The organism is Ancylomarina euxina, assembly GCF_003863355.1.
GTDB classification, from domain to species: domain Bacteria; phylum Bacteroidota; class Bacteroidia; order Bacteroidales; family Marinifilaceae; genus Ancylomarina; species Ancylomarina euxinus.
The window spans coordinates 1-1,905 of record NZ_QQWG01000052.1; the positions used below are offsets into that span (position 1 = coordinate 1).

The window sequence follows — 1,905 nt, forward strand, 5'->3', positions numbered from 1 at the left end:
TTTAAGAGTTGTTCTTTATAAGAAGCTGATATTCTTAAAGGTTCATTCTCAAAAAATAATTCTCTATTTATTGAAGAATAAAACTTACCTGAACAAAGATGTCCTTCGGATATTTCGACGTATTCAGAGAAATACCAATCCCCAATATTGAACTTTCCGTTATTAATATCAATATGACAATTACTCTCTTTCATTTTACAAATTAGGGTTCTTAATCATTATTGCATACAACGGCCTAGCTAAGTTGCGTGGGCGATTTCAAAGAATTTACTTTTCAAACCGCGCGGAAGCAAGCCGTAATAAATTTGTTTATATTTTGAACAAGACAAATTTAATTGGCTTGCTGGTGTTTATTAATTGTACTAAACTTTCAAACGGCACATCAGCGCCCATGAAATTTAGCTTTTGTTAGGTGCTTTTTTATTAATCTTTTCTTTTATCAAGTTCTCAATCTCTTCAAGCTGTCCATAAGGAATAGTATTAATCATTGTCGTCAAATCAACATCTCTGTCTGACTTCTTCAAGTCGTTCAAAGGATGGTCTGAGTCGACTAATGTTTGTTTGTCAGGAATCCATTCAAACAAATCATTCGGACTACACTTCAAAACAATGCATATACGTTCCAAAGAACTTGAGTTTAATCTAGCTACTTTGTTTTGCTTAATCTTTGTTGCCAGATAATCTGAAAATCCTGCTTTTCTAAGAAAGCTAAAAGGTTTTTCAATTCCACGAGCTCTAAATATCCGTTCAAAATTGTATTTAAGCATAAGATTCTAACTTTTAAGATGTTCAGACTGTACGAATATAATAAAAAGTCGTGGTTTCTAAACAGAAAGTCGTGGTGACTATATAGATTATAACGGTTTCTTAATTGATTATCGTGACTTATCCTTCTTTTACCACGTTTTCTATACCAAACACTGTTGTTTCTATTTCAATCACCATGTTTTCTAGACAAATCACTGTTGTTACTTGTCCCTTTGTCGTGGTTTCACGATTATTTTTCAAATTCTTGTATTATTCTGCTTTGATTCTTATTAGTGGTTAATCGTAGAGTTATAAATATTTTCTAAATGATCCACAGTTAACATCAAAAATCAATACTTTACCGAAGCTCCCATTGCACCTAACGGGCTTGCTAAGTTTTCGTGGGCGATTTAAAAGAGTTAACCTTTCAAACCGCGCGGAAGCAAGCCGCATAAATTTGTTTATATTTTTGAACAAACCAATCTAGGTGGCTTGCTGGTGTTTCTTAATTGAACTAAACTTTCAAACTATTCACCACCGCCCATGAAATTTAGCTTTTGTTGTAGCCAGTTATTATTCATCTTCAATTCTGCCATATAACCAATGAATTGAAATGGGAAGAATAAGTTTAGTCCGTACATTCTTCTCATTATTGATTCCAGGAATCCATTGGGGCATAGTTTTAATAGTTTCAATTACTGTTTTATCCAAAGCTTCATCTATACCTCTGCACAACTTGACATTACTGAGATAACCATCCTTTTCTATCACAAACTCAACAAATACTCTCCCTGCATATCCGTTATCGATTAGAATCTTGGGCATTTTATAATTGTCCATGAAATATTCTTTCACAGAGCTAACCAGATTAGTGCAAGTGTCATATTTAAATGTTGGTGCAACCTCAGGAAGAATATAAATCATTGTATCGACTTTTTGTCCCTTACAAAACAGGAATAAAAAACAATTAATCAATATTATTAAAACTATCTTCTTCATTTTACCCCATTCGTTTTTTTATAATTGGCTACAACGGGCTGCGCTAAATGGCGTGGCGCTTTAGTTGATTTATGTTTCAAATTTTATAAAAGGCAAGTTAACTATTTTTGAATTACATTTAACTATAACAATTCTAAAATAGATAGCTTGCCGTGCTCA

At 32.9% G+C, this 1,905-nt stretch carries 3 protein-coding genes; all 3 read right to left on the bottom strand.

Features of this window, described 5'->3' with window-relative positions:
* A partial coding sequence (locus DWB61_RS17850; protein WP_225423420.1) for a hypothetical protein occupies positions 1-194 on the bottom strand: 194 nt, incomplete at its 3' end.
* A 204-nt stretch (positions 195-398) separates the two neighbouring features.
* Positions 399-767 (bottom strand): helix-turn-helix domain-containing protein, encoded by a 369-nt coding sequence (locus tag DWB61_RS17515; RefSeq protein ID WP_125032232.1) that lies wholly within the window; start codon positions 765-767, stop codon positions 399-401.
* A 553-nt stretch (positions 768-1,320) separates the two neighbouring features.
* Positions 1,321-1,671: an energy transducer TonB gene (locus DWB61_RS17520; protein ID WP_158614462.1), complete on the bottom strand. Its 351-nt coding sequence runs from the start codon at positions 1,669-1,671 to the stop codon at positions 1,321-1,323.
* Positions 1,672-1,905 lie beyond the last annotated feature (234 nt).

Excerpts from the sequence above, each read along its gene's own strand:
- DWB61_RS17520 (WP_158614462.1), bottom strand. The coding sequence starts at position 1,671 with ATGATTTATATTCTTCCTGAGGTTGCACCAACATTTAAATATGACACT.
- DWB61_RS17515 (WP_125032232.1), bottom strand. The coding sequence starts at position 767 with ATGCTTAAATACAATTTTGAACGGATATTTAGAGCTCGTGGAATTGAA.